Annotated in this window: 19 protein-coding genes; 4 read left to right on the plus strand and 15 right to left on the minus strand. The window is 64.9% G+C overall.

The annotated features are described in order from the left end of the window. Positions 1-15: 15 nt before the first annotated feature. A complete protein-coding gene (locus tag ACOOHB_RS11560; protein WP_420444990.1) occupies positions 16-768 on the plus strand; it encodes an SDR family oxidoreductase in 753 nt (250 codons plus the stop codon). Here ACOOHB_RS11560 and ACOOHB_RS11565 read toward each other — a convergent pair. Genes ACOOHB_RS11565 through ACOOHB_RS11575 form a run of 3 tightly spaced genes read right to left on the minus strand, consistent with a single transcriptional unit; the run spans position 765 to position 2,650 of the window. Further along, a complete protein-coding gene (locus ACOOHB_RS11565; RefSeq protein ID WP_420444991.1) occupies positions 765-1,712 on the minus strand; it encodes a sterol desaturase family protein in 948 nt (315 codons plus the stop codon). The two genes, ACOOHB_RS11560 and ACOOHB_RS11565, sit on opposite strands and share 4 nt — an antisense overlap. Positions 1,713-1,722: 10 nt before the next feature. Then, positions 1,723-2,247: a DUF4032 domain-containing protein gene (locus ACOOHB_RS11570; protein WP_420444992.1), complete on the minus strand. Its 525-nt coding sequence runs from the start codon at positions 2,245-2,247 to the stop codon at positions 1,723-1,725. Continuing rightward, positions 2,150-2,650, minus strand: a complete 501-nt coding sequence (locus ACOOHB_RS11575; RefSeq protein WP_420444993.1) for a hypothetical protein — start codon at positions 2,648-2,650, stop codon at positions 2,150-2,152. Before ACOOHB_RS11575 ends, ACOOHB_RS11570 begins: the two co-directional genes overlap by 98 nt. A 163-nt stretch (positions 2,651-2,813) precedes the next feature. Between ACOOHB_RS11575 and ACOOHB_RS11580 the strand changes: the two genes are divergently transcribed. Both ACOOHB_RS11580 and ACOOHB_RS11585 read left to right on the plus strand, forming a co-directional pair. Then, positions 2,814-3,431 (plus strand): 5-formyltetrahydrofolate cyclo-ligase, encoded by a 618-nt coding sequence (locus ACOOHB_RS11580; protein WP_420444994.1) that lies wholly within the window; start codon positions 2,814-2,816, stop codon positions 3,429-3,431. 162 nt (positions 3,432-3,593) lie between these two features. After that, positions 3,594-3,893, plus strand: a complete 300-nt coding sequence (locus ACOOHB_RS11585) for a hypothetical protein (protein WP_420444995.1) — start codon at positions 3,594-3,596, stop codon at positions 3,891-3,893. Positions 3,894-3,960: 67 nt separating this feature from the next. Here the strand turns inward: ACOOHB_RS11585 and ACOOHB_RS11590 are convergent, their stop codons facing one another. From ACOOHB_RS11590 to ACOOHB_RS11620, 7 genes are all read right to left on the minus strand, one after another. Next, the gene (locus ACOOHB_RS11590; RefSeq protein WP_420446903.1) at positions 3,961-4,611 is read right to left on the minus strand and encodes a DNA-3-methyladenine glycosylase I; all 651 of its coding nucleotides are present in this window, start codon (positions 4,609-4,611) and stop codon (positions 3,961-3,963) included. Between the two features lie 34 nt (positions 4,612-4,645). Beyond that, positions 4,646-4,804 carry a hypothetical protein gene (locus tag ACOOHB_RS11595; protein WP_420444996.1) on the minus strand — a complete coding sequence of 53 codons (159 nt, stop codon included), beginning with the start codon at positions 4,802-4,804 and terminating at the stop codon, positions 4,646-4,648. A gap of 95 nt (positions 4,805-4,899) precedes the next feature. Continuing rightward, positions 4,900-6,402, minus strand: a complete 1,503-nt coding sequence (locus ACOOHB_RS11600) for a hypothetical protein (protein ID WP_420444997.1) — start codon at positions 6,400-6,402, stop codon at positions 4,900-4,902. 126 nt (positions 6,403-6,528) lie between these two features. Next, a complete protein-coding gene (locus ACOOHB_RS11605; protein WP_420444998.1) occupies positions 6,529-7,089 on the minus strand; it encodes an LLM class flavin-dependent oxidoreductase in 561 nt (186 codons plus the stop codon). 159 nt (positions 7,090-7,248) lie between these two features. Beyond that, the gene (locus ACOOHB_RS11610) at positions 7,249-9,093 is read right to left on the minus strand and encodes a DEAD/DEAH box helicase (protein ID WP_420444999.1); all 1,845 of its coding nucleotides are present in this window, start codon (positions 9,091-9,093) and stop codon (positions 7,249-7,251) included. A 38-nt stretch (positions 9,094-9,131) separates the two neighbouring features. After that, the gene (locus tag ACOOHB_RS11615; RefSeq protein WP_420445000.1) at positions 9,132-14,330 is read right to left on the minus strand and encodes a RecQ family ATP-dependent DNA helicase; all 5,199 of its coding nucleotides are present in this window, start codon (positions 14,328-14,330) and stop codon (positions 9,132-9,134) included. 103 nt (positions 14,331-14,433) lie between these two features. Continuing rightward, positions 14,434-14,904 carry a DoxX family protein gene (locus ACOOHB_RS11620; protein ID WP_420445001.1) on the minus strand — a complete coding sequence of 157 codons (471 nt, stop codon included), beginning with the start codon at positions 14,902-14,904 and terminating at the stop codon, positions 14,434-14,436. Positions 14,905-15,089: 185 nt separating this feature from the next. On the opposite strand from ACOOHB_RS11620, the gene ACOOHB_RS11625 reads away from it, so the two are divergent. Then, positions 15,090-16,490 (plus strand): hypothetical protein, encoded by a 1,401-nt coding sequence (locus ACOOHB_RS11625; protein WP_420445002.1) that lies wholly within the window; start codon positions 15,090-15,092, stop codon positions 16,488-16,490. Positions 16,491-16,533: 43 nt separating this feature from the next. Here ACOOHB_RS11625 and ACOOHB_RS11630 read toward each other — a convergent pair whose 3' ends face one another. The 5 genes from ACOOHB_RS11630 to ACOOHB_RS11650 form a co-directional block, all read right to left on the minus strand. Further along, positions 16,534-17,004: a VOC family protein gene (locus ACOOHB_RS11630; RefSeq protein ID WP_420445003.1), complete on the minus strand. Its 471-nt coding sequence runs from the start codon at positions 17,002-17,004 to the stop codon at positions 16,534-16,536. 81 nt (positions 17,005-17,085) lie between these two features. Beyond that, positions 17,086-17,604, minus strand: a complete 519-nt coding sequence (locus tag ACOOHB_RS11635) for a UGSC family (seleno)protein (protein ID WP_420445004.1) — start codon at positions 17,602-17,604, stop codon at positions 17,086-17,088. 116 nt (positions 17,605-17,720) lie between these two features. Further along, positions 17,721-18,500 carry a hypothetical protein gene (locus ACOOHB_RS11640; RefSeq protein WP_420445005.1) on the minus strand — a complete coding sequence of 260 codons (780 nt, stop codon included), beginning with the start codon at positions 18,498-18,500 and terminating at the stop codon, positions 17,721-17,723. A gap of 49 nt (positions 18,501-18,549) precedes the next feature. Next, the gene (locus tag ACOOHB_RS11645; protein ID WP_420445006.1) at positions 18,550-19,614 is read right to left on the minus strand and encodes a hypothetical protein; all 1,065 of its coding nucleotides are present in this window, start codon (positions 19,612-19,614) and stop codon (positions 18,550-18,552) included. A 58-nt stretch (positions 19,615-19,672) separates the two neighbouring features. Continuing rightward, a complete protein-coding gene (locus ACOOHB_RS11650; RefSeq protein ID WP_420445007.1) occupies positions 19,673-20,449 on the minus strand; it encodes a TIGR00266 family protein in 777 nt (258 codons plus the stop codon). Between the last annotated feature and the right edge of the window lie 28 nt (positions 20,450-20,477).

Raw genomic sequence — 20,477 nt, forward strand, 5'->3', positions numbered from 1 at the left:
CCGGAGCATGCCCGGATGACCCGCCGGAAGGGGTGCGAGATGCGAGACATCACCGGATGCGTGGCGATGATCAGCGGAGCCAACCGAGGCATCGGCGCGGCACTCGCCGCGACACTGCACGCCGACGGCTGGGCGCTGTCGCTGGGGGCTCGCGACCTCCCGTCGCTCGAGGAGTCGGCCGCGGCGTATCGGACCGCTTCGAGCGGTGCTCCCGAGGTGAGCCTGCATCACTACGAGGTGACGGACCGAGCCGGCGCGCAACGCTGGACCGCCGAGACGCTCGACGCCCATGGCCGCATCGACTGCCTCATCAACAACGCTGGCGTCGCCTCGACCGACACCCTCGACGAGCTGACCGAGGAAACCCTCGATCTGTTGTGGGAGGTGAACGCCAAGGGCCCGTTCCGCATGATCCGGGCTGCGCTGCCGCACCTGCGTCGCAGCGGCGAAGGGCGCATCGTGAACGTGATCTCCATGTCGGGCAAGCGGGTGCGCGGCACCTTCGCTCCTGGCTACGCCATGAGCAAGCACGCCGCGATGTCGCTGCACCATTCGGTCCGCCATGCGACGTTCGGAGACGGGATCCGCTGCACCGCAGTGTGTCCTGGCTACGTGCAGACCGACATGACTGCAGAATTCGGCGTCGACCCCTCGATCATGATCCAGGCGGACGACCTTGCTCACACGGTCGCTACCATCCTGCGACTGCCGAACACCGCGTCGGTGGCCGAGCTGCTGGTCACGACCGAACCCGAGACGATCGCCTAGCGCCGGCTCGCCTTCTGTGCTCGGCGCTGCTTGACCTGCTCGGTCGCTCCGTCGCTGCCGTCGTGCCACGTGCCGAACCACTTGTCCAGGGGCACCAGCGACGTGCCGTAGTTGCAGTCGAAGTAACGGTGGTGAAGCGTGTGGAAGCGGTCGCCGCCTGCGATCGTGCGCCTGCCGGCCACGACGTAGCGGTCGAAGCCCGAGTGTGACGGCGCCGGTGACAGCAGCAGGTAGATGGCAGTCAGCGTCACGAGGTACGGGTTGCCCGGAATCAACAGGAACATGAGCGGCGCTGAGAAATACAGCACGTGCTCAACGGGGTGCATGGCAACGCCGGTCCACGGACCGATGTTCACGTTGTGGTGATGCAGCGAATGCGCCATGCGGTACAAGCGCGGAGTGTGCAGCAGCCGATGGTTGGCGTAGAAGTGCACTGACACCAGCGGGAACAAGGCAAACGTCAGCGCCGCTGCATAGAGGACGTTGCTGCGGGCCGGGATCGTCCAGATCAGGTCGTTGGCATACAGCCACAGCATCAGCGACTCGTACAGCGCTGCGATCGAACACGCGCTCACCAGCGACCAGAACACGTTGTCGCGTGTCTGATGCCGGAACAGGAACGGCCGCCGTCCGACCGACAGCCATCGTTGGTCGTACTTGTGTTGCGTCCCTTGGGAACGCCGCATGTATAGCCACCAGTGCAAACCGCCGACGATGACGATCATGAGCCCGACGTTGCGCGCATACACCAGCGCGACCGCCCACACCGAAGGTTCAGCGAAGCGGTCGAGCGATGGCGTCAGCCACAACCAGGTCGCCGCGCCGACAACAATCCAGAGCGCGTTCTGCCACCAGAAATACCTGGTGACCAGCCAGCGCGTCATGGCCAACGGCCGAGGCGGACGCTCGTACAGCGGCGGAAGTGTGACTTCCCCGATTCCCACTGCGCGCAGTTTACGCCTTGCCTTCGGTTGGGGTGAGTGCCTCATGCACCCCCGGCACCGGTGCCCCCAGATCAGGCGCCCCCAACAAGACATCGCTGGGGTCGTTGCCTCCGTCGTGATCGATGAGCGTGCGCTCTCGAGGCAGTCGCTCAAGCACCTCGTCGACAAAGGTGACCATTGCCTCGGGGTTCTCAACCTGGCGGCCAGCCGCTTTCGAGCGCGCAAACCGATGCTCGATGAACTCGTAGATCAGCTGGGCGTCGTCGAGACGGTCCCGATACCGGTCGGGAATCGCAGCAATCACCGGCTCGTACCGCTCGGACAGCCACCGGTAGGCCTTCACGGCCTCGGGCAGCACATGACCTGCTTCGCGTTCGAGCGTCAGCCCGTACGCGTCGACCGCATTGAGCAGCGTCCGTGCCTGGTTCTCTTGGACTTCAAGACCCGTCAATCGCCGTAATCGCAAGTGTGCGTGGCCCTCTTCGAGCACCACAGGCCGGATCCGCAGCCGAGAGCCGTCGGACGACTGCGGCATCGAGCAGGCGATCGCGCAGCAACGAGGTCGCGGTGGTGCGAAACAGGTGCTGGTACGGCAGGGCAAAGTCCAAGAACCGGGTGACCAGCACCGACTTGAGATCCTGGCCATAGCGGCTGCGGCGGCCGGTGACGACACCAACTGCTTTGACCGCGGACAGGCGCGAGTCCTCGAGCTGTCGAAGCACCCGATATTCGCGCTCTGCGAGCCGTTGTTCGGTTTCCTTGAGCGCGTAGACCCTGCCGTCGTAGGAGACCATACGCACGACGTGACGGCTCAGTCCTCGGCGGACACTGATCAGCCGGTCCGTCGTGCCGCTCCAACGCTCGAGCGGCTGCTCCCATGGCAGATCGAGAAAATCCGGATGCCCCTGCCGCGTGATGATTTGCAAGCCAGCAGGCACCGTGCTCCCGTTGTCAGTCCCAGATCGCCGAGTGATCGCTGAGATCGAAGATGTGATAATTCTGCACCGTGACAGCGGTCTTGACTGTCGCCCCGCTGACGCCCCGCTGGCGCCCGCCGCCTCAGTCCGATCGGTCGGAACTGTTGCATCTAGCGTGTGCGAGGTGCGCGAGCCCCCTGCTGCGGGAGCATCCAAGGACACTTGGCGGCGCTGGCTGCGCGATCGGCAGACCCACGTCGATGCTGGCACCACTGCCTCGATCGTGGCGAGTCTGTGCCGCTTCATCGAGTCTGTCGATGTCACCTGGAACGACCGGGTCGGCGGCGCTCCGTCTCTCGGAAACGGGCTGATTCTCTTCTACCGGGCGATGCCGCAGGAGCTCTCGCTTGACGGCCTCGCCGATGCGCTGGGCTGGCAACGCTTCGCCGTGACGCGGACTCCCCCGGACGGTCCGCTCACGCTGCACCTGGCGGTCGGCGCCATGGAACCGCACCGATTCGGCTTCCCACAGCCGACTGACGGCGCATTCGAGCTGCAGCCCCGGCACATCGCGCTGGCCCTCGTACCGGCGATGGCCTTCGACCGAGCCGGGACGCGTCTCGGCCACGGTGCCGGCTACTTCGACGAGCTACTAGCCAGACTGCCTGCTGAGAGCCCCCGGATCGGGATCGCACCTCGTGAGCTGATCTTTGACCGGCTGCCTGCTGAACCCCACGACGTTCCCATGACCCACCTTGCGACCGAGGACGGCGTCGTCGCCGTCGAACCCAACGGCGGTTAGTAGCTGGTTGCCCCGAATCGCGCACGGCCAATGGGTCGGTGTTGGCGTACTCGCAGTCGGTTGTGCTGGTCATGGCGACAGTACGGTGGGCGGCGCCGCAGCCGAACGGGCCCGAACCGCCCAGGCCAAGATCGCGGCATTCCGCGTGCGAAAGGAGCCGACATGGCGACACAACTGCGCCGCTACGACGTCGTCGAGGGCGAGATGGATTCGTTACTCGAGTGGTTCCCCAACATCATCGCCGTGCGGGCGAAGTTTGGATTCAAGGTCGAGTTCATGTATGCCGACCGTGAGAACAATCAGCTCGTCTGGGCAGCCAGCCACCCCGGCGACTACGAAGCCGCATACGAGGAATTCGCAGCGTCGCCTGAGCGGGCGGCCGTCTTCGCCGGCCAGCCCCAACGAGTCACGGGCATGACCGTGTCGATGGTGGACACCATCATCGCCCCCGGTTCAGACTGACGGCGAACCTGACCGACCTCGGTGTGTCTCCCGCCCTTGCGCGACCACCAATTCCGGAATCCCAGAATCAGGAATTATCGGCCATCTCATTGGTTGACGCAGTTCGCGGTCGGACCAGCGCGGTGCGGACCGCTTCAGTGGCAGGACGGCGGTGGCAGCCCTCGAGGTGATCGTTGACGATTCCCGAGGCCTGCATCAAGGCGTAGCAGGTGGTGGGGCCGACGAAACGCCAGCCGAGCTTGCGCAGGGCCTTGCTCAGTGCCGTCGATTCAGGCGTGGTCGCCATCGATTCGAGCGTCTTGTGATCGACAACGGCTGGCCGCGCCTCCGGGCCAGGTTCGAACGACCAGAAGAACGCCGCCAGGCTGCCGTGGGTCCCGATGGTGTCGAGTGCAGCGCGGGCGTTGTTGATCGTGGCTTCGATCTTGCCGCGGTGCCGCACGATGCCTGCGTCGCTCAGCAGCCGTTCGATGTCGGCGTCACCGAAGCGAGCCACCGCCTCGAAGTCGAATCCGCTGAAGGCCGCCCGAAAGTTCTCCCGCTTGCGCAGGATCGTCAGCCAAGACAGCCCGGACTGGAAGCCTTCGAGGCACATCTTCTCGTAGAGCCGTACATCGTCGGTGACCGGCACGCCCCACTCGGTGTCGTGATAAGCGCTGTAGTCGTCGTGGCCTTCGCCCCACCAGCACGCCAGCGTCCCGTCGTCACGCCTCCGCAGCCCTTCGGGCGCGTCAACCGCGAAGCGGGCGTCCTCAGCGTTCGCGGCGCACTCCCTTGAACGAACCACCCTTCTTCTTGGCCTCAAGAAAGCGACCGCTCGACAAGTCACGCTTCACCCACAGGTTGGCTCGCGTTACTTGACCGCGCCGCGCCTGGTCGTCGATCAATCGATGTTGCTTGCTGCGGGTCACGATTGACTCCTCACTCGGGCTGACACCGAATCGCCGGTGCCTCATGTGAAATCGCAAGGCTCAGGCCGTGATGACTCGTACAGGCCGTTGTGTTGCTACTCACTACGGTACTTAGCAGGTGTAACACCGTCGACAACGACACACGCCACGTCGTGCGTGGACGTGGCAAGCGGGCACGCAGTTCCGCTCTTCGCTGAGACCTCATCTCCAGACAGCAAGACCGCGAGCGTTAGCCGCACCGTCAATACAAGCAGGATCAAGGCCACCGTCCCAACGAGCGCTCCTCTCAACCTGCGTTGTAGCCGCTCGGCGGCACCCGTCGCCGGTCGCGCCAAGAGAACGGCACCGGCCAAAGGCAACAGCAGCAGCGCCGCGCTCTCGTCGAGCAAGACAGTGCTATCTGCCGCGACGACGAGCGGAAGAGATGCGGCGGCAGCGAGCGTCAACAACCACAAGAGCCAATGCATCGGCGTGCGCAAGCGAAGCCTGACGCTCAGGTCGACGTAGGCGGGAGCGTCTTCCCCGGCGACGTAGATCGAGAGCTTGTCGTCGGTCATGCGAAGCGCATCAACTCGCGGAATACCAATGACGCTTCCCTCAGTGTCAACGACTTCGGGCGGGCCAACGATGCGAGCGCCGTGGTCCACGAGGTGGACCTCTACATGGCCGGACTGTGCATCGCCCAACATGACCCGCTGGGTGATGACACCCGGTGCCCGCCGTCTTGCCGGGCGTTCGACGGCCACGTCGTGCCACGGCCGTTTCGTGCCCAGCTGGATCTTGGTCGGCACATCGACCGGAACTACCGTGTCGATCATGACATCCCAACGTTGACCATACGCAGCAACAATCGACCGCGTCCGAGCATCGACAGATTCCACGTACAGGCAGAAACGGCCAAGCCAATCTGAGACGTCGTCGACAGTCGCCGGTCGGTGCTCAACGAATGGCAGGCACCTCGGTACGTGCACCACTGCGGACTGAAGATCGATCGGTGTACCCATCGATGCCGCCAGTAGCTCGGAGGCCGGAGCAACGAGTTCTGACCAGTGCCGCACGTCATCCAACCTTACGTCGAGACGGAGTCCGAACTTCAAGTACTCGGCGAGCGTTTGTGGGGATTCATTGCGCAACTCGGCGACGTGCTGATTCCAAATCGCAGGGCTGTATGCACTGATCGCATAGAGGACCTCATCGGCGTCCATCGATGCCAGAGTTTCCCCGGGGGGAGCATTGGCTACCCAAAGGACGAAATTGGCCTGCAATCGAGCCAGTTGGTGCTTCAGCAACAGAGCACAGTGGTGTCCCTCGGTGCCCTTGAGATCGACATCAAGAAGCACACCCTTGGGACGGGTCGTCAACGGGAGCAGAATCCGCACCAGATCACCACTACCGCAACTAGGCCATACCTCTTGGACGAGGCCCAGTGGAAGGCGAATCTGATACGACGAAGTAACGCGCACGTCGTCAGCGTCTTCGATGACGATCTTCTCGACGACACGCTCGCGCCAGCGAGTCGGATCGTCCATCAGCTTGAACGTGAGCTCGTGGTAGTTGTGCAGGTGCTTAACCGGTGGGCCACCATGCAGGGCTGTCATCGCCCGGTCAGTATCGCGTCGCATCGCGCAGCAGGCCTGGTATTTCCGCTGGGCGGAACGCACTCGCCGATGTCAACGCACCAACTGCCGCACTTGCTCCGCGGAACGACACTGTCAAGCATTCGCTCATGCGGCGATGGCCTCGACCATGCGGGGTCCGACCCCGGCCACGTAGATCGCTGGTGGCGCCATTCCGATCGGGCCTGGACTGAAGAAGGGCGTCATGAGCGTGTGGGTGTAGAACTCGCCGCGGTGGTTGAGCCGCTCGCCGGTTTCGAAGGTGTGCCAGATGGCCCGCACCGCCTCGATGTACTCCCGCATCCGTTCGGCGGGCCGTGACCACTGCTCGCTGTATCGCCTGGTGATGTGGGGCTTGATCTGGGTGCCGAGGCCGAGGATGAACCTCCCGCCGCTCATCCGGTGCAGATCCCACGCCGTCACCGCGCAGGTCATCGGGTTGCGAGCGAACGCGACAGCGATAGCCGTGCCGAGCTCGATGGTCTCGGTTCGCTCCGACGCCAGCGCCAGCGGCAGGAACGGGTCATGGGAGACCTCGAATGACCAGGCCGCCGACAGGCCCATCTCCTCGAACTGAGCTGCTTCGTCCGCGCAGCCGCCCGGCGTCAAAGCCGTTGTCGCTCCGTCAATGCGATGAGCTGATTGCGGACTGCCTGCCGGTGATGACATGGGCTACGTCCCCTTCATAGTGGTTCGTACCAACTTGACCATCTTGCCGTAGCGGGACGAATTGCGGTGGGGCGGTTGCGAGGAACCGCCGGCATTGCCGTGCGGTGAAATGGTGCGACAGCCGTGATGATGGGGTCAGCGGTCGGGCCCGGCCGGCAGTCAGTTGAGTTGCGGGAACGCGTCCATGGCGCTCATGATGCCGTTGCCCGAATATGTGGCCGTCAACGTCTCGCTGGCGCGCGTCATGGCGACGTAGAGAAGCCGTCGCCGCTGACGGTCCTGCTCCGCGGCGTCGTCATCGTCCACCCAGATGTGATTGGCACCGCCGATGATGACGTGCCGGTATTCAAGACCCTTCAGCAACTGGAGCGTCGCAACCCGAACGACGCCCTCGGCCGACGCCGCTTCGTCTCGGTGTGCTTGCACGTCGAAGGAATCAGGGATACGCCGAATCGCGTCCTGGCGCAGATCTCTCCAGCCCGACAGGACAGCTATGTCGTCGGGCGGCACGCCCTGAGCCCGCAGTTCTGCAACTGCTTCGACGACGGTCGTTACCTCTGAGTGCAGGCTGTCGCACACAAGCACAGTGGGCAACTTGCCGCGCCGGATCGCCCGCTCCGGAAGCACCAGCACGTCGAATTCGTCGGACTCCTCATCGTCGCGGACCCGCCGAACCGCATCCCCGAGTTGCATGAGTGCTGCGTCGAGGATTTCGCGTGTGTTGCGGTAGTTGCGTTTGAGCACCTTCGTGCGGCCTTGGGCCGTCGTGCCCGGAGGATTCCAGCGACGCTTGCCTCGGTAGATGCGCTGAGCTCCGTCAAGCGCGACCACGAAGTGGTCACGCTCAGGCTTCAGCATGGCCCACGCTAGATCCAAGCCCTCGCTTCCCAGATCCTGCGCTTCGTCAACCAACACCATGTCGTAACGCGCCGAAGGCGGCAGGCCAGCAGCTACCTCGGTCGCTGCCTGTCGGCGAGCGTCGAAATCGGGACCCGCAGCGTTCTCTTCGAGCCGGTCCGCTTCCTTGAGCAATCGGTATGCAAGCCGGTCGACGGTCGAGACAGTGACGTTGCCCACGTCACGCATTTCAGCTCTCAATGCGGACGCGAGCGGGCGGTTGAAGCACAACAGCAGGATGCGCCACTCGGGAAAGAGCTCACCGATGTGGCGCGCTCGGTAGGTGAGCACAAGCGTCTTGCCGCTGCCCGCCACCCCTCGGATCTGGCGATAGCCCGTTCCGAGACCCCGGGCCAGGCGCTCCTGTTCGCGGTCGAGCGTGCGTATGACGTCCTCGCTTGAGGGGTCGACGGGCTTGAAGAGCTTGTGTGGGCGCGTCTTGATCACCACATCAGGGTTCACCGCAGCCCGCGCAGCGGTCACTCCCGCTGTGTCGAGCGAGCGCCTGTGAGATGCGGCTGCAGTGTGCAACTGCGCATCGGATCCCTCGATGCGATGGGTAGCCGACGACGGCGACGCGAGCGGCAACACGGCGCCGCCGATGGCATCTCTCAGCGCATCACTGAGCTTGCCTTGCGCGAAGTCCTCCTCGCTCAACAGCGGCGAGCGCGTTTCGAGCTTCGATGCCTGGACGCGCTCCACATCGGGCAAACCGAGGACATGACGTACGGGCAATGCCTCGAGCGAGAGCCGGCGGGCTTCGTCGCGCAGTGACGTGACGCGCTGCGCAATCTCTATGCGCACGAAGTCTTGATTCAGCGCAGTGCGGCGACGGCCCCATGACCGCACCTGGCTAAGCGTCGGTGACTCGACAACCGCGATACCGCAGGAGGGGTCGAGCACCACCAGGTAGCAGTCGCCATCGTCGTCCGAGCGTGGAGCGTTCTCGAATTCGCGCCGCAACGCAGCCGACTCGCCGTCACCCGTTCTTTCGAGCCAAACGGTGACATCGTCTGGAACGAGATCGCGCAGAAAGCCAGCGACCGTCTGCAGTCGTTGAGGAACATCATTGCGGCTGGCAATGTTCTCGGGCTGCATGAAAGCCATGACAACTGATCACGCTAGTTGTCCCGATCATTGTTGGGCTACAGGAACCCTCGCCCCGCTTCGGTGATCGTGAGCTGGTCGTAAGCGGTGCCCTCGAGCTCGCTTGAGATGAGCTCGACGAGGCCCTCTTCCACAAGTTGGTCGATGATCTCGGTGACCCCGGCGCGACTCACGAACACCAAGCGGCCGGCGGATGGATGCTGAGCGAGGTCCTTCGGGACAGGTCTTCGTCCATGTTCATTGCCGGAACTTTGAGCGAGCGAATCTTGCCGAATTTGGCCCGGACGTAGCTGCGGAACGCTGCCGAACACATCCCCGGCAAGCGTCCGTTCGATGTTGCGGCGCGAGAAGCCATGCCCGTCAACATCGTGGAGCAGGCTGAGCGCTATGCGGCGTACCGGCAGCGCCCGCTGAAGCCCAGCTTCGGTGAGATGACTGCCCGCCCAGGGCCGTGGCAGATCGACGCAATGGTCGCAACGACTGCAACCGGTCTGAGCCTGGCCGCTCGGCACGGAACGTCCGCTGGCCTTGGCAGCGTCGAGATAGTCGAGCATGGCGGCAACCCGACAATTGTTGTTCGGGTGAGCGAAACGCCGCGCCCGTTCAGACTTCGCTTTGACCTCGTTGCGGCGGCGATCAGCGCGTTCCTCGATGGAGGCCCAGTCGGGCTCCACATCGAAGCGTTCGAGCACCCATGCGTAACGCCACACGCTGAAGCCGACGATGTCTTTGCGTTGCAGTTCCAAGAGGTCGGTCACAATATCGGATGCGCTCCGTCCCAGCGCCCGTGCCCAGGCTTCGGCCTCGTAGTGGCCGTCGCTGGTTTCGGCTTGCTCCATCAGTTGCTCGCTGCGGGCCACCAATTCGGCCCACGCTTCGCCGTCCGTCCCGACCGCCAGTTCCTCGAGTCGTTGCCGCGAGTCCTCGAGCAGCGTGACGCGTCCGTGCCAAGCGGTGTCTGGGTGGCGACGCAATGCGCCAGCCTCCTCGAGGTAGTGCATTGCCAATGCAGCCTCGAAATCGTCGCTGTCGGTGCCTTCGTCATCTGAGACCACTTCCTTAGGGTCGTAGGCCGCAAGACCCGAACGGAGTCGATCACAGACGCGACGGATCTGAGCGATCGATGGTGCGGCACTGTCGACGAACCGGCGGTGGATCGAGCAATCATGGGGCATGGTGAGCAGCACGGCGGAGCCGGTCTGGGGCATGCCCGCTTGGCCCGCACCGCGTGCGGCGCGGCCAGTCTCCTGCACGTATTCCTCGATGGTCGCTGGCATCTCCAGATGGACGATGAGTGCGATATCGGGCTTGTCGATGCCCATGCCAAACGCTTTGGTGGCCACGACGACATCGATTTCGCCGTGCCGGAACGCGTCCTCGACATGCTGGCGGGCGGCTGTTTCCATGGCACCGTGGTAGTGCCGCGCGAGGTGGCCGGTGGCTTGCAGGAGTCCTGCCACGCGCACGGCGTCGCGCTGAGTCGGCACGTAGACGATTGCCGCCTGCGACCGGTGGGCATCGACAATCTGCGCCGCTCGAACGTCGCGGTCTCGTCGATCTGTGCACCGCTCGGTGTAGTAGCGCAGCTCGGGGCGGTCCGGCGACTGCACGATCGGCTGGTCGCCAGCCGACTCAAGCAAGCTCATGATGTCGTCTCTCACTCGCCTATTCGCCGTGGCAGTGACCGCCAGGACCGGCGGACGCCGTTCGCCAATCCGGCCTTGCGCCGCCTCGATGATCCGGTTCAGAGCCGCGGGAATGCGCGCATACGGCGGGCGAAATGAATGGCCCCATTGGGAGATGCAATGGGCCTCGTCGACCGCTATGCGTGCCACGCCGATGGCCGAGAGCGCTTCGACGAACTCCTGCAACCACAGTCGTTCCGGGCTGACATAGAGCAGCTTGTAGTCGCCCCGCTGGGCGCCTCTCAGCACGTCGCGCCATTCGCTCTGGCCGATGCCGCTGTGAATGGCTGCGGCACGCGTGACGTCGCGGTCACGCAAGTTACCCACCTGGTCGTTCATGAGGGCCACCAGCGGTGAGATCACCAGCGTGATCCCTTCGAGCAGCAGTGCCGGTATCTGAAACGTGATGCTCTTGCCCGATCCAGTCGGAAGCACCGCAAGCACATCCTCACCAGCGATGAAGCGTGTCATGGTCTCGAGCTGGCCCGGCCGCCAAGACTCAAAGCCGAACTCCTCCCGAACTTGTTCCAAACGGGCGGTGACCACCCCGCGATCGCGTGCCTCTTCGGGCGTCAGGCGCAGCGCATCGAGATGTTCCCAAGGGTCGATGCTGGGAACTGCCATCAGCTTTGCGCGCTTGTCCTCGTCGTATGCCACATCACCGAGGTGGTCAGCGATCAATCGGTATGCCTCTTCGGGCTGGCGGGCCTGTTTCGTCGTCGGCGGGCCGGGCAGCGTGCCCAGCAACTGGTCCCGGTACGCAGTCGCCCGGCACAGACGATTGTCGAGCACCACGGTGACACCCCGGTCATCGGCAGTCCGGATCAGGCGGCCGGCACCCTGCGCGAACCTCAGCGCCGCACGCGGTACCGCATAGTCGGCGAACGGGTCCTTGCCGCGATCCTCGAGAGCCGCCATACGCGCTCCGACAATCGGGTCCGCTGGCGAGTCGAACGGCACCTTTTCCAAGATGAGCAGGCTGAGCGCCTCGCCCGGAATGTCCACGCCTTCCCAGAACGATCGCAGCGCCAGCAGACTCGTAGCGGTCTCGGACCGCATCCGCTCGACGAGTGCGGGTGCCGGCGCGTCGCCCTGGGCCAGCAAGGGGATGCCGTATGACTCGAGCACCGGGCGCAGGTGGTCGCGTGTGCGTTCCATGCGAGCGCGTGCGGTCGACAGCACAAGGCCTCGACCGTCGCTCAACAGCAGCAGGCGACCGATTTCCTGCACGGCCGCATGAGTGAACTCGTCGATCAACCGGGCCCTCGGCGCTGGCAAGTAGTCGGTTAGCACCAGCAGGTGATTGAGAGGCAGTCGTTCAAAGGGGCTGGGGAGCACCAACGTCTGTATCGCTCCGAGGCCGAGCGAACCGATGATGTGATCGAAGCTGCCCCGCACAGCGAGCGTGGCCGAAGTGAGCACGGCTGCGTCGAGCGAAGCCCAGCGGGTGCGAAGTGCGCCCGCCACCGAGACCGGCGAGCGGCGCAGCGCCCACGTCCAAGCGTCATCCGTGAAGGCGATCTCTGCAATGGCAATCCACGTCTCAGACTCGGGGCTGCCAATGGCAGAGCTGCGAGCGGTGTCGGCGGCTGCACCCCTGCCGTCCGGAGCCGCCTGATCTGATTCATCTGCGTGCACCACCCGACGGACAGTCTTGGCAGAGGATCGGGCGAGCCCTCCGAGATGGCGCATTTCTCGCTCAAGGCGTTCACGGCGGTACCGGCCCTGCATCTGTTCGGGCAGATTGATGCCGTTCAGCGCGCCAGAGACGCCGCGCAACGCGCTGGCTAGCTCGCGGCCTGCTTGCAGCACCGGGTAGTAGTCCGGATGCGCCGTGTCAGTGCCGACGCGCAGGCGATAGGCGACCGGGTAGGTGTCGCCGGGACTCGCCGCTGTCCGTACGCGCAGGTAATGCACTGCCTGCTTGCCGAATTCTGAGACCTGACCACGCACGGCCTTGACAGCGCGTCGTAACCCGTCCAGATGCTCATGCGTGAGCGGCCAGCCAGCTGCGCGAGCAAGCCGGTGCACGGTCCCATGTCGTCGGACGGGGTCATCGAGTGCGTCGCACAGTCGAACCAAGTCCCACGCGCTGACTTCCTGGGATAGCGCATCGGTGGCAGCGTCCTCCAAGTTGTGCGCCTCGTCGAGCACCAGCAGCTTCACGTCGTCGAGCCATTCCTCGTCGCTGACCACCAGTGCGTGGTTCAGCACAGCGATGTGGCAATGACGCAGCCCTTTACGAGCTCGGCGATGGAATTCGAGACGCTCGATTGCAGTTCGCGCGGGGCCCACGCGACCCTCGGCAGATAGCACCAACCGCAGGCCTGCCATGGCGGCATGTGGGCCCTTGAGCGTCCAGGTCCGTAAGTCGTCCCAGTCACCCGTCGGCGTCTGCGACACCCAGCCGCAGACCATCGCCAGCGCCAGCGCACGGTCAGCGTCAGTGTTCGACGAGTCCTGCTCGGCCAGTGCGTCGAGTTCGCCCGCGAGGGCCTCCAGACTCAGGTAGTTGTCTCGCCCCTTGACGAGCACCGCGTTGAATGGCGACAGCTCCTCCGACAGGCCGTCCAAGGTCAGCATGATCTGGTCCTGGAGGACCTTCGAGTGGGGCGCGATCGCCACGGCGCGACCCGTGTCGCGAGCGTGCTCGATGGCAGGCACCAAGTAGGCGAGTGTCTTGCCCGTGCCGGTGGGGGCCTCGATGAGTTGACGCGTGCCGGAACACAGGGCATCGGAGACCCGCCGAGCCATCCGCACTTGCTGAGGCCGAGGTCGCCGGCCGGGGGACATGAGCACCCCGCCCTCGTCCAGCATCGCCGCAGCGCGCTCGGGCTCGACGGGATGGGATCCATGTTCGGGTTCAGGCAAGCGAACGTCAGGCACAACATCTGACAGGTCGGCCAACTGGCCAATCGAGGTCAAGAACTCAGTCCACGGATGACCTGCCGTTCCCAAGACCCAGCGTTGGAGACGACGCCCCGCATCGTCCTCGTCGAGGACCGACAGCAGATGCGGCACAACCGCCGCCAGCAAGCGCGCATCGCCGAGCGCCCGGTGGACATCGCGCGGCGCTCGGCCCGCCAAGCACTGGGCGAGATCATCGAGGTTGCGGCCCTTTGGTGGGGAGCTGCCGTCGACGTTGCGGACAATTTCCTGGCCGGCTCGTGGAAACGCCACATGTGCCAATTCCAATGTGTCAAGTCGCCGGCCGCCGATCGTGGGCAGGCCGGTCTGCTCTGCTGCCGCGTCCAGCAACGGGTAGTCGTAGCCGAAGCCGTTGTGCGCCATGAGCGGCCGGTCGCCGGCAAATGCAGCGAATTGACGCAGCGCCTCGCCAAGCGTCGGAGCTCGCGCCAGCTCGTCGTCTGTCAGCCCGGTGAGATTCCGTGTGTGCAGACGAAGCGGCCGGGTCGGCCGCACCAGCGTCTCGAACTGACCAGTCTCCGCGCCGTCGGCGATCAATACGGCGCCGATGTCGATGATTTCATGCGCCGGCGGGTTGGAGCGGTCCGCGTTCGCCTCCAGATCGAACACCACGTACTCGCGCATCGTCCACCGCTCGCTAGCCGATTACCTTGCAGCAACGTAGTCGACGCAACAAAGACGGCCCCCGTTGCCGGGAGGCCGTCGTGCAACCGCGAGCGCTCCGGGTCTACAGCAGTTCGCGTCCGAGGAGCTTGCGCTCGAGGCTGTACTTGCGGGCGCCCAGGACACCGATGATTCCGGCGATGGCGAACCACAGCAGCGGCACCTCGCCTCCGTGGCCGCCGAAGCCAGCGCCAGCCGGGAAGATGTGCGGCCAGATGCCATTCGGGGCGTGCACGTCGAAGTACGCCCAGATCATCTGCACGACGAGCGCGCCTGCTGCGAGTCGGGTCAAGAACCCCGTCGCGATCAAGATCGCGGCAATCAATTCGACCCAGCCAGCGATGTCGACCTTCACACCCAGCGGATGGTCGGCGGGAAAGCCCCAGAGCAGGAACGCCTTCTGGATCCCGTGCAGGAATGCGAAGAACGCGAAGAAGAGCCGGAAGAGGAAATAGAACTCCTCTGACCATCGTTCCAGAAATTGGCCGAAGAGCGGCGGTGGCGTTGCTGTTGCAGCATCGCTCTGCATTTGCATGTTGAAGTCCTTTATGAAAGTGCATGCGACTGATGCATGCAACGTGCGGCCAGTGACTCTATGTCGCCACGAGACCTGGAACCGGGATTTCTGGGCCGTGTCTGGGCGATGAACGAGACCGGCAGCTCAGCCGCTGCCGCGTCCGGCGGCCGCGGCCTGACGGGGGGTCATCTACAACTCCTCCCGTGGGTCTGTTCGTAGGCTGCGGCGTCGTGCGGCATCGGCCGGATCGGCTGTTCCTGCTGACGGGTGGCGTGCAAGGCTTGGCCTTCGCATGGGGCCTGCCGGCGATGGTGTGGTGGGTCGTCGATCTGCGGCTGTCCCCTTTCCGGCTCGCCGTGCTGGGTACCGCGCTTGTGCTGTCAATCCTCGTGGCCGAAACGCCGACCGGCGTGATCGCCGACCTCTACAGCCGCAAATACTCAGTCGTCGCCGCCTATGTGGTGATGGGCACGGCGATGGCGCTGGGCCCGGTGACAGAGCTGTTCGGCGTCCTCATCGTCTGGCAGGTGCTGTGGGGCATCGGCTGGACACTGCAGAGTGGTGCCGCCACGGCCTGGATGACCGATGAGTTGGCGCTCGCAGCCCGCACCTACCGAATCGGCGCGCTGCCACCCGTTCCCGCTCGAGCAACCCAGCAAGATCGCGAGACAGCCGGCGGCGACGACACAGACGGCGGCGACTGGCCCGACCGGACAACTGACCAGCTCATCGTGCGCCATGCCATCTGGCGCTCGGTAGGCGTCATGGTCGGATTGGCCGCTGCCACGGCAATGGGAGCTTGGTCGATTCGGGGGTCGATGGCTGCGATGGGCATGCTTGCGGTCGCTGCGGCTGCCTATCTGGCTATCACGATGCCCGAAGCTGGCTTCGAGTCACCTCGCCGACGAGTTCAGGGGGGCGGCGCCCCCAAGATTCAGCACACCAGCGCCTGGGCGGACGCCGTCACATTGTGGAAACGGGGCGCACGCCTCGTCCGCCGCAATCCATCGCTGCTTGCAGTGACCATCTCCGCGGCCATCGCCGCCGGGGCGTGGGAGGCCAACGATCGACTGTCCGCCTTGCGGCTGTTCGATCTCGGCCTTACTGAGCTCGATGGTCGTGGGGCGGTGCTGTTCTTCGGCGCCGCCTGGTTCGTGATGTCTGCGCTGGCGATTCCAATGATGACTTGGCTCCACGGTCACCTTGAGCGCTCGCAGGCCGACCAGCGATCGGCTCGGCATGATGCGATTCTGCTGGCACGATTCTTGGCCATTGCCGCAGTAGGCGCCGTGGTATTGGCGCTGAGTCCGTGGTTCGCCGTTGCTCTGGTCGGCTGGGCAGTCCTCGACGTCGCGGGCGAGACGGCGTACTCGCTGACAGAAGCGATGGCGAATCGCCATGCCGACTCGTCGGTGCGCGCCACCGTCGTCTCATTCGTCGGCCAATCCCAAGCGGTGGGAGAGGTAGCGATCGGTCTAGCGCTGGGCACTGTGGCGCAAGTGGTGACGGTGCCGGTGGCGCTGGCAATCGCCGCATTGCTCTTCGCTGTGTCGGCCGCACCGGTGGCACTGGTCGGCAGGCGCGCGCAAGGCGCGGCGCAGTAGTCCAGGTCGTCCCGAAGCGACCCCGAACGGCTCTAGCCGAGAGTTATGAGCCTTCGGCCATCTCGGCCATGGCGGCTTCGGTCCGGCGCGCCATTTCTTCGGGATCGATGTCCTCGATGTGCGTCATGACGTTCCAGGCGTGGCCCCACGGATCCTCGAACTGCCCGGATCGGTCGCCATAGAATTGGTCCTCGACGGGACGCAGTTCGATGGCGCCTGCTGCCAGTGCCGCAGCGAAAATGGCGTCCACGTCTTCTACATAGACGCTCATGTGGACCGGCGTCCCGCCGAGACTCTTGGGCCCAACGAATCCCATTTCGGGGAACTCGTCGGCCACCATGATGAGCGATTCGCCCAGCACCAGCTCGGAATGGCCGATCTTGCCGCCCATATCGAGGCGCATCCGTTCGGTCATGCCCAAGACGTTGATGTAGAAGTCAATCGCCTCGGCAGCGCCGTCGACGCTGAGTGTCGGGGAGACACGGGGGTAGTCGTCGGGAATGGGTTGCACCATGATCAGCTGTCCTTGGGGTTCGTTTGCTTCATTTCGAGCGAGCCGATGCTCGGTCCGCCGGAGGGCGGGAGTGGGCTGACGCTAGTGGGCAAGGAGTACTTTGACGGCTTGCGAGACGGCTGCTTCGGCGCGAGCCTCAAGTCCCGAACTGTCAGCACTCGCTATCGGATGCTCGATGACGGTGAATGGGTGCTCAGGCACACCTTGGACGCGCGCCATCAACTCTGCAGCATCAACAAAGGCGCTGGTCATGACGCTGACGGCGGGAATTCCGACCCGCTCGACTGCGACTGCGTCGTGCAGACTGCACGACGAGCAACTGCCTCAGTCGCCGACGCCGGCCAGCACGGCGTCCCAGCCCATGGCCTCGGCCAGCAACTCGTGCTGCGCGGGCGCGCTGTAGTTGGGTTTGATCCGCCGGATCACCTTGGCAACGCCGTGGCGGTCGCGAAGCAAGCGTTCGACGTGGTCGAAGAACGGCCTGGTGTTCTCCTTACCGTTGGAGATGATGCCGATGGTGGCGCCCTTCAGAGTGGCGAGCCGCGCCGGCGCCGCGAACCCAGCGGCGTCTTGCTCGTGGGTCGGGTTCAGCACTTCCACGTCAAGCCTCCTTGGGCGGCATCGCGCCCCCGCTAGCTCCCGGCTGCGTACATGCTGCCACGAGGACAGTTCCGATGGGCATGCTCAGCGCGGGACGGGCCACTCTGGTTGGCAGGTCAGCCGTTGATGCTGTCGTAGCCGGCAAACAAGAACTCGAACGCAGCGTCGGCGGGATGCGCTGTTCCGAACATCTCGCTGTACGGAAGCGAAGCTCCGCCAAACGCGGCCTCGTTCCAGTAGGGGTCGGCGCGATCCACCTCGCTCCACGGTCCGACGTACGCGTAGGGGTACGGATGGGCTGTGTCGCCCGGTGACAGGCCGTACGTGGCTCGGGTTCCACCTTCGGCATCGCCGATTGCTGTTGCGATGTCAAAGTGCCCCGGCCACAGCTGAACCTCGTCGGCGTCAACGGCGCCTGGCAATGCCCCCAGCTGGTCCAAGACGTCGTTGCCAAGTCGGAACCACGACTCGAGGTGCGCACCCACCTCGGGACTGACCCGCAGCCAGCGCTCGGCATCACCAAGCTCAGGACTGTCCGGCTCTCGAGCTTCCGTCCCTGGGGAGACACCCACGAAAGCGGCTGCCGCCGCCAGCGTGGTGATGTGCATGCTGCGCTGCACGCCGCCCTCTTCGGCGTACAGCTCGTCGCCTGCAATCCATACACGGCACTCCATCTCACCGGCTCGGGCCATGGGGACGTCGAAGATTGGGGTGCCGAAACCCGCAGTCAGGCTCCGCAGGCCGAACCGACCTGTCGCGACACGTCGGGCCTCGCCGACCACCGCATACGCCATCCGGTGGTAGTCCTCGACTGACGCCAGGTATTCCTCCGGCAGTTCGTTGAGCAAACCGCCGTAGGCGTGCTTCGGCTGCTGCGGGTCGGAATTGTCCTTCATGCTGCGAGTCTTGCGCGACCCACGGTCGGTGGGGTCGCGGGTTACAGGTTCAGCGCACTTCGCAGTCGACGCAGGCACCGACTGCGACGGTGGCGGCGTGACTGCGAGTGCCCAGCCACGGCGGGATGACAGCGGCGAAGCCGCCCGCAGGTCCTCCCGCAGCGATGATCAAGAGGTCTTCTGGCGCTTCGAGTCCGGGGTACTCGCGTTCGGCCCGGTCCTTGACGACAGCTCCCTTGCCGACGGCAGCCCAGTCGCCCCGTCGCACCCGTGCCCGCTCGTACACACATTGTGCGATGTCGTCCTTCGCCCAGCCGGCCGCGTCGAAGTGCTCCCGCAGCTGTGGCGGCACCACCACCGCATAGTTGCCCGGCCAGATGGAGTAGTTGAGCTGATTGGCCCGGATTTCTGCGGCGATGGTCTCGCATAGCTCGGCCGGGTCGGTCGTCCACTCGTTCATGATCTGGCGGGGTGCCATCGATGCCACCGCTGTCACCGACGACACTTGGCCGCGTTCTGCGGTCGTGGTGCCGAGCCGCTGATCGCCCAACGACACCCACCCGGTTGCTTCCTCGTCTTCCGCGATGCAGTAGCCGAGCTTGCCGGGGTGGCCCAGAGTCGAGCGGTCGATGCCGCCAGGTCGCACGTCAAGCACATTCGTCAGCACCAGGCGCACTGCCCTGCCGATGACCGCCCGCGACCGGTCGGCTCCTCCGAGCACGCTGAAGGTGGCGTCCATCGCCAGCTCGTGCCGGATGGGGCCATTCACGATCAGCAGCACGGCGCAGCCGCCGGTCGACGCCGTCGGCCCGTGGAGGCCGAATTCCGGCTGCAACATGGCGGTGAGCGCAGTGACGACAACCGGGAAGTGCGGTGGCAGACAGCCCGCCATCACAGCGTTGACGGCGGCCTTTTCCGCAGTGATGGCCCGGGCTCGCACGGGCTCGATGCCGATGAGGTGGTCCGGTTCCAGCATCGCCCAGTCCAGGCAGGCCGCGACCGCGTCGGCGGTGGGCGGTACCACGGGTAGACCGTCAGTCCAGCCGCGCGAGTGAAATGCCTCCTGCGCGTCGGCCAGGTCGTCGACGTCGATGCGGCCCGATGTCAGCTGCATGTCCGCGACCCTATGGCGACTACACGAACAGGACAGCCGGCAAGAACGCTGTGCGGCGTTAGCTGCGCTCCAACAACCCTGAGAGCATGCCGCGTGAGTCGTCCGACGCCGGTCCTGCCGCGTTGGCAAGTACCCGCGACGCCAGTCGCTCGAACGGCAGCGACTGCAGCCATACCCAGCCTGTGCCCGACACGGTCGCCAGGAACAGGCCCTCCCCGCCGAAGAACATCGACTTGAGGTTGCCCGCCCGCTCGATCGTGTAGTTGAGCGACGGTTGCAGTGCGACCAGGCAGCCGGTGTCGAGCCTGACGGTCTGGTTGTTCAACTGAACGGCCTTGATCGAGCCGCCAGCGTGCAGGAAGGTCATCCCGTCACCCGACAGACGCTGGAGGATGAAGCCCTCGCCGCCGAACAGCCCGGTGCCGACGCCGCGCTGCCAGGCAATGTCGAGCTTGGTGCCCATGGCCGCGCACAGGAAAGCGTCACGCTGGGCAATGATCTCGCCGCCCATCTGTGCGAGATCCACCGGGATGATCTTGCCCGGATAGCCCGCTGCGAACCCGACCTTGGCCTTGCCAGCGGCGCCGGTATTGGTGAAGTGGGTGAGGTACAGCGACTCGCCGGAGATGACGCGCTTGCCGGCGCCTTTGAGCTTGCCCCACATTCCTGAGTCCGGCTCGGACCCGTCGCCCATGACCGACTCGAACGAGATGCCGTCTTCGATGAACATCATCGTGCCGGCCTCGCCGACAACGGTCTCGCCGGGATCGAGTTCGACCTCGACGAATTGCATGTCGTCGCCGAAGATTTCGTAGTCGACTTCGTGGCTCTGCATGACTGTTGAAGGCTCCTCGTTCGCAGGA

Origin of the sequence: Candidatus Poriferisodalis sp., assembly GCF_965215815.1 — a bacterium.
Lineage (GTDB): Bacteria > Actinomycetota > Acidimicrobiia > Acidimicrobiales > Poriferisodalaceae > Poriferisodalis.